The organism is Sinorhizobium sp. 22678 (assembly GCF_052044265.1).
GTDB classification, from domain to species: Bacteria; Pseudomonadota; Alphaproteobacteria; order Rhizobiales; family Rhizobiaceae; genus Sinorhizobium; species Sinorhizobium meliloti_A.
This window is the reverse complement of the sequence record NZ_JBQEMS010000040.1, coordinates 20,951-27,416: the sequence shown is the minus strand read 5'-3', so window position 1 is coordinate 27,416 and position 6,466 is coordinate 20,951. Positions and strand designations below refer to the sequence as shown.

The 6,466-nt window shown below is 63.3% G+C and carries 9 protein-coding genes; 8 read left to right on the top strand and 1 reads right to left on the bottom strand.

The annotated features are described in order from the left end of the window. The 8 genes from ACTJKL_RS30895 to ACTJKL_RS30860 all read left to right on the top strand — a co-directional run. Nucleotides 1–1,067: S-(hydroxymethyl)glutathione dehydrogenase/class III alcohol dehydrogenase (locus ACTJKL_RS30895; RefSeq protein ID WP_440854666.1), on the top strand; the 1,067-nt coding region annotated here is incomplete at its 5' end. Nucleotides 1,068–1,142: 75 nt separating this feature from the next. Continuing rightward, nucleotides 1,143–1,583 carry a YaiI/YqxD family protein gene (locus tag ACTJKL_RS30890; protein WP_018099569.1) on the top strand — a complete coding sequence of 147 codons (441 nt, stop codon included), beginning with the start codon at nt 1,143–1,145 and terminating at the stop codon, nt 1,581–1,583. Nucleotides 1,584–1,605: 22 nt separating this feature from the next. Further along, nucleotides 1,606–2,265, top strand: coding sequence for a DUF1345 domain-containing protein (locus tag ACTJKL_RS30885; protein ID WP_440854665.1), 660 nt, complete (start codon nt 1,606–1,608; stop codon nt 2,263–2,265). A gap of 16 nt (nt 2,266–2,281) precedes the next feature. Further along, a complete protein-coding gene (fghA, locus tag ACTJKL_RS30880) occupies nt 2,282–3,115 on the top strand; it encodes an S-formylglutathione hydrolase (RefSeq protein WP_440854664.1) in 834 nt (277 codons plus the stop codon). A gap of 33 nt (nt 3,116–3,148) precedes the next feature. Then, nucleotides 3,149–3,526 carry a fluoride efflux transporter CrcB gene (crcB, locus tag ACTJKL_RS30875; protein ID WP_275598065.1) on the top strand — a complete coding sequence of 126 codons (378 nt, stop codon included), beginning with the start codon at nt 3,149–3,151 and terminating at the stop codon, nt 3,524–3,526. 38 nt (nt 3,527–3,564) lie between these two features. Continuing rightward, a complete protein-coding gene (locus tag ACTJKL_RS30870; protein ID WP_018099565.1) occupies nt 3,565–4,557 on the top strand; it encodes an RluA family pseudouridine synthase in 993 nt (330 codons plus the stop codon). Beyond that, nucleotides 4,557–5,222, top strand: coding sequence for an HAD-IA family hydrolase (locus ACTJKL_RS30865; protein WP_411923629.1), 666 nt, complete (start codon nt 4,557–4,559; stop codon nt 5,220–5,222). Before ACTJKL_RS30870 ends, ACTJKL_RS30865 begins: the two co-directional genes overlap by 1 nt. Further along, nucleotides 5,215–6,000, top strand: a complete 786-nt coding sequence (locus ACTJKL_RS30860; protein ID WP_324763271.1) for an ATP12 family chaperone protein — start codon at nt 5,215–5,217, stop codon at nt 5,998–6,000. The genes ACTJKL_RS30865 and ACTJKL_RS30860 overlap by 8 nt, the downstream gene beginning before the upstream one ends. A gap of 120 nt (nt 6,001–6,120) precedes the next feature. On the opposite strand, the gene sugE is transcribed toward ACTJKL_RS30860, so the two are convergent. Then, nucleotides 6,121–6,435 (bottom strand): quaternary ammonium compound efflux SMR transporter SugE, encoded by a 315-nt coding sequence (gene sugE / locus ACTJKL_RS30855; RefSeq protein WP_275598067.1) that lies wholly within the window; start codon nt 6,433–6,435, stop codon nt 6,121–6,123. Between the last annotated feature and the right edge of the window lie 31 nt (nt 6,436–6,466).

The window sequence follows — 6,466 nt, the reverse complement described above, 5'->3', positions numbered from 1 at the left end:
AGCTCGAAGGCCCTCGGGCCGGCGAGGTGCTGGTCGAGGTGAAGGCGACCGGCATCTGCCATACCGACGATTTCACGCTGTCGGGGGCCGATCCGGAGGGGCTGTTCCCGGCGATCCTCGGTCATGAGGGCGCCGGCATCGTCGTCGATGTCGGCCCGGGCGTCACCTCGGTGAAGAAGGGCGACCACGTCATCCCGCTCTATACGCCGGAATGCCGCTCCTGCCCCTCCTGCCTCAGCCGCAAGACCAATCTCTGCACCGCCATCCGCGCCACCCAGGGGCAAGGGCTGATGCCGGACGGCAGCTCGCGGTTCTCGATCAACGGCGACAAGGTCCACCACTATATGGGCTGCTCGACCTTTTCGAACTTCACCGTGCTGCCGGAGATCGCGCTCGCCAAGGTCAATCCGGACGCTCCCTTCGACAAGATCTGCTATATCGGCTGCGGCGTCACCACCGGCATCGGCGCGGTGATCAACACCGCCAAGGTCGAGATCGGCGCCACCGCCATCGTCTTCGGTCTCGGCGGCATCGGGCTCAACGTCATCCAGGGGCTTCGCCTTGCCGGCGCCGACATGATCATCGGCGTCGACCTCAACAACGACAAGAAGCCCTGGGGCGAAAAGTTCGGCATGACCCACTTCGTCAATCCGAAGGAGGTCGGCGACGACATCGTGCCCTATCTCGTCAACCTGACGAAGCGCGGTGCCGACCAGATCGGCGGCGCCGACTACACCTTCGACTGCACCGGCAACACCAAGGTCATGCGCCAGGCGCTCGAAGCCTCGCATCGCGGCTGGGGCAAGTCGGTGATCATCGGCGTCGCCGGCGCCGGCCAGGAGATTGCCACCAGGCCGTTCCAGCTCGTCACCGGCCGCACCTGGATGGGCACCGCCTTCGGCGGCGCGCGCGGGCGCACCGACGTGCCGAAGATCGTCGACTGGTACATGGAGGGCAAGATCGAGATCGATCCGATGATCACCCACACCATGCCGCTCGAGGACATCAACAAGGGGTTCGAGCTCATGCATTCCGGCGAGAGCATTCGCTCTGTCGTTGTCTACTGAGTTCGCAATCTCATTCAGGAAAGCGCCGGAGGCCAATGAATCCGGCGCTTTTTTGCCTGCCGGAAGCTATCCCCGATGATCTATGTCGATGCCGATGCGTGCCCGGTAAAGCCGGAAATCCTGAAGGTGGCCGAGCGCCATGGCCTGGAGGTGACCTTTGTCGCCAATTCCGGCCTGCGCCCCTCGCGCGATCCGATGGTTCGCAACGTCATCGTATCGGCCGGTTTCGACGCAGCGGATGATTGGATCGCCGAACGCGCCAGGGACGGCGACATCGTCGTCACTGCCGACGTGCCGCTTGCCGTGCGCTGCGTCGGCGCCGGAGCGCTCGTCACCGGGCCGACCGGGCGCGTCTTCGACGAGACCAACATCGGCATGGCATCCGCGATGCGCGATCTCTCGGCCCATCTCAGGGAGACCGGGGAAAGCAAAGGCTATAACGCCGCCCTCACCTCCCGCGACCGCTCCGCTTTTCTCGAAACGCTTGACCGACTCTGCCGACGGGTAAAAAGGTAGAACCGGCGAACGGAGGCGGCGAATGGATCGGAAGGCAGGCCTGCGGCACTGGCCGTTCTATCTCGCCCTGACGGGCGGGTTGGTCAGCCTGCCCATCGGTTTTGCATTATTCCGCGCAGAAGCAATCGAGGTCGCGGCCATCCTCTTTTTCCTTATCTATCTGTCGATCACGGCTTTGCGGCTTCCCAAACTTACAGGCAGTTATCTCCAGGCCAATGCGCGCGACACGGGTGAGCCGGAGCCGATCATCTTCCTGGTGACGCTCGTTGCCGCGGCGACGTCGCTGGTGGCTCTGTTCCTCGCGCTGAACCGCGCCGGGGGCGGCGGCGCTGTGGGGCTGTCCATCGCCTTCGCAGCGGTTGCGCTCGGCTGGGCGACGATCCACACCATGGCCGCGCTGCATTATGCTCATCTTTATTGGCTTGCCGACCGCAATGATCCCGCCAGCAATCCCGCAGCGCGCGGTCTTGCGTTCCCGGAGACCGACAGTCCCGGCGGATACGATTTCCTCTATTTCGCCTTCGTCATCGGGATGACGGCGCAGACGTCGGATGTCGCCATCACGACAACGGCGATGCGCCGCGTGAACCTGATGCACGCTATCGTTTCGTTCTTCTTCAACACGGTGCTCGTCGCCGCCGCCGTCAATGCCGCGGTTCAGCTTGCGGGCGCCACCCCATGAAATTCAGGAGCAAAGAATGAAAGTAATCTCGCAGAACACGGCCTTCGGCGGCATGCAGGGCGTCTACGCTCATGATTCCACGGCCTGCAAAGGCGAAATGACCTTCGCCGTCTTTGTACCGCCGCAGGCGATCACGGAGCCTCGCCCCGTTCTCTGGTATCTCTCCGGCCTCACCTGCACCCACGCCAATGTCATGGAGAAAGGCGAGTACCGGCGCATGGCCTCGGAGCTGGGGCTCATCATCGTCTGCCCGGATACGAGTCCAAGAGGGGCGGATGTTCCCGATGAACTCACCAATTGGCAGATGGGCAAGGGCGCCGGCTTCTATCTCGATGCGACGGAGAAGCCCTGGGACGAGCACTATCGGATGTACAGCTACATCACAGAAGAACTCCCGGCCCTGGTCGGCCAGCATTTCCGCGTGGATATGAGCCGCCAGGGTATCTTCGGCCACTCGATGGGCGGGCATGGCGCAATGACCGTCGCTCTCAAGGACCCCGAGCGTTTCAAGAGTTGCTCCGCTTTCGCGCCGATCGTCGCGCCGTCTTCCGCCGATTGGTCGGTCGGTGCCTTCGAGAAGTATCTCGGTCCCGACAAGGCCGCCTGGCGGAGATACGATGCCTGCGCCCTCGTCGAGGACGGGGCCCGCTTCCCGGAATTCCTGATCGACCAGGGCAAGGCGGATAGCTTCCTCGAAAACGGTCTGCGCCCCTGGCTGTTCGAAGAAGCCGTCAAAGGAACGGGTATCGGGCTTACGCTCCGGATGCATGAGCGTTACGACCATTCCTATTATTTCATCTCGACCTTCATGGACGACCATCTCAGGTGGCACGCCGAGAGGCTCGGCTGACAGGATGCAGCCTTCTCGGATCGGAGCGATTTGATGAACCATATCCTCCTCGTCGGTGCCGGCGGCGCCCTTGGCTCCGTCCTGCGCTACCTCGTCGGCCTCTGGATGCTGCAGCGCGCCGGACCCGTCTTTCCCTGGGGGACGCTGTTCGTGAACGTTACGGGTTCCTTTCTGATCGGTTTTCTGGCGCAGTTCATCATGCATAAGATGGGAGCCTCGCCGGAAATACGCGTGTTCCTGATCACCGGCGTGCTGGGCGGCTACACGACGTTCTCGGCCTTTTCGCTCGACGCGATCACCCTTCTGGAACACGGGCAGACGATGAGTGGCCTCGCCTATATCGCGGCGAGCGTCGGTCTTTCGATACTTGCCGTGTTCGCCGGGCTGGCCCTGATGCGCGCAATGGTCTAAAGCCAGCCTTTAAAGAAAAGAAGGCGGATTTCTGCAAAATGGCGGGCATAGAACACAGGCAGGTGGACAGCGACGAAGCGGGAATGCGTCTCGACCGCTGGTTCAAGGTGCATTTCCCCGGACTGGGTTTCGGTCCGCTGCAGAAGCTGCTGCGTTCCGGACAGATCCGCGTGGACGGGGCGCGGGCAAAATCCGACACGCGCATACAACCCGGCCAGACGATCCGCATTCCGCCGCTCGGCGTCGATCCCAAGGAAGCGAAATCCGGCCCGATCGGCGGCCGGGACCTGCGTCAATCGCCGGACGGAGAGCTTCTGTCGCGCATGGTGCTGCATGAGGATGCCAAGGTCATCGTGCTCAACAAACCGGCCGGCCTTGCCGTTCAGGGCGGCTCGGGCGTCAACCGGCATATAGACAAAATGCTCGAGGCCTGGACCAGCCAGAAGGGCGAAAAGCCGCGCCTCGTCCATCGTCTCGACCGTGATACCTCGGGCGTACTTGTCGTCGCCCGCACGCGCGGGGCTGCGCAACAGCTGACCGCGGCGTTTCGCGAGCGCGACACCAAGAAGACATACTGGGCCCTGGTCAGGGGCGTGCCGCGCAAGCGGGAAGACAAGATTTCCACCTGGCTGGTAAAGGAGCCCACGCCCGATGGCGACCGTGTCCGGATTGCCAAGCACGGCGAGAATGGCGCCGACCACGCCATCTCCTATTACCGGATCGTCGAACAAGCCGGGCAGAACCTCGCCTGGCTGGAAATGGAACCCTATACCGGCCGCACGCACCAGCTGCGCGTCCACGCCGCCCATATCGGCCATCCGATCATCGGCGATCCGAAATATTTCGAAGCGGACGTCAACTGGACCTTCCCCGGCGGCATGCAGAACCGGCTGCACCTTCATGCGCGGCACATAGACATTCCGCATCCGAACGGCGGGCGGCTGAAGATCACCGCTCCCCTGCCCCAGCACATGGTGCAGAGCTGGAACCTGCTCGGCTTCGACGAAAACGCCGCCGGCGAGGAAGAGTGATGAAGCTCGTCCTTTTCGATTGCGACGGAACGCTCGTCGACAGCGCGGGACTGATCCATGAGGTGATGGCCCGCACCTTCGAGGCCTTCGATCTGGATCGCCCGACATCGGACGCGACCAAGGCGATCATCGGCCTCACTCTCGATATCGCCATTGCCCGGCTCATGGGGCAGGAACACGTCGACGACCGGGCGACCGCAATGACGGCGCATTACAAATCTATATTCGCCTCGGTACGAGGCGAACCCGGCTGCAGCGAAGCGCTGTTTCCGGGCATTGCGGAGATGATGCAGACCCTGGCCGGACGCGACGAACTGCTGATCGGTGCCGTCACCGGCAAATCGAGGCGAGGTCTGACGCATATCGCGGCGATGCATGGATTCGACAAGATTTTCTTCGTCTCCCGCACGGCGGACGACTGCCCCTCGAAGCCGCATCCCGCCATGGTGACGGAGTGCTGCGCGGAGGCTGGAGTCGATCCCCGCGACACGATCGTGATCGGAGACGCGATCTATGACATGCAGATGGCGAAGGCCGCCGGCGCCGATGCCCTGGGCGTCGCCTGGGGTTACGCCAGTGTCCCGGAGCTGATGGCATCCGGTGCGGATCACATCGCCCGCGTTCCGGCAGACATAATCGAATGGATGGACCACAGCCATGCCTGATATTCGCGACGAACTGAGTGGTGCGCTGAGCCACGACGATCCTGTGCGTCGGGCCCAGATCCAGATGCAGAAACCGCTGCCGAAACGCTTCTACAAGCAGGCGAGCGCCGCACCGGCGGATGACGGCGGATACGCCGTGCTTCTCGACGGAAGGTCAGTGCGCACACCGGCCAAACGGGCGCTCACCGTACCCACCGAAAAGCTCGCAGGGCTGCTGGCAGCCGAGTGGGACGCCCAGACCGAAATCATCGATCCCTCGGCGATGCCGCTCACGCGGATCGTCAACACCGCGATCGACGGAGTTGCGCTCGACGATCGTGCGGTCTTCGACGATATCGTCCGTTTTGTCGGCAGCGATCTTCTCTGCTATCGGGCCGACAGCCCGAAAGAACTCGTCGCTCGGCAGAACGAGCACTGGAATCCGATAATCGACTGGGCCGCCCGGACGCTCGGCGCCCGGTTCATTCTCGTGGAAGGCGTGATCCATCAGGAACAACCGGCGGAGGCGGTCTCGGCCTTTGCCGAGAGCCTGCGCGGGTTTGCGACACCGCTCGGCCTCGCCTGCCTGCACACCGTCACCAGCCTGACCGGATCCGCCCTGCTCGCTCTTGCCCTCGCCATGGGCAGGCTCTCCGCCGAACAGGCATGGGCTGCCGCTCATGTCGACGAGGATTGGCAGATCGAACAGTGGGGAACAGACGAAGAGGCATTCAGACGGCGCGAAAACCGCTGGCGGGAAATGCTGGCTGCCGCGGTCGTACTCGACGCGCTGAAGTGACGTGAAGGGTCACTTGCTCCTCATCCCCCTGCCGGGGCGCCGCGAGTCTCTTCGCCCCGCTGGCGCGAAGAGGGTGGCCGGCAGGCCGGATGAGGGGCAGACTTTCAGTGGTCGAACACGTCAGCCGACGAGCTTCAGACCCGCGATGCCCGCGACGATGAGGCCGATGCAGCCGAGGCGCATCGCCGTTGCCGGCTCTGCGAACAGAATGATGCCGAGAATGACGGTACCCACGGTGCCGATGCCGGTCCACACGGCATAGGCCGTGCCAAGCGGCAGCGAACGCACCGCTATTCCGAGCAGAACGACGCTCAGGATCATCGACCCGACCGTCAGCACAGTCGGCGTGAACCGCGTAAATCCATTCGTGTATTTGAGACCGATCGCCCAGCCGATTTCGAGAATTCCGGCGAGCAACAGCGTGAACCAGGCCATTTCGAACTCCTTCATGTGGAGCGAGGCCGTC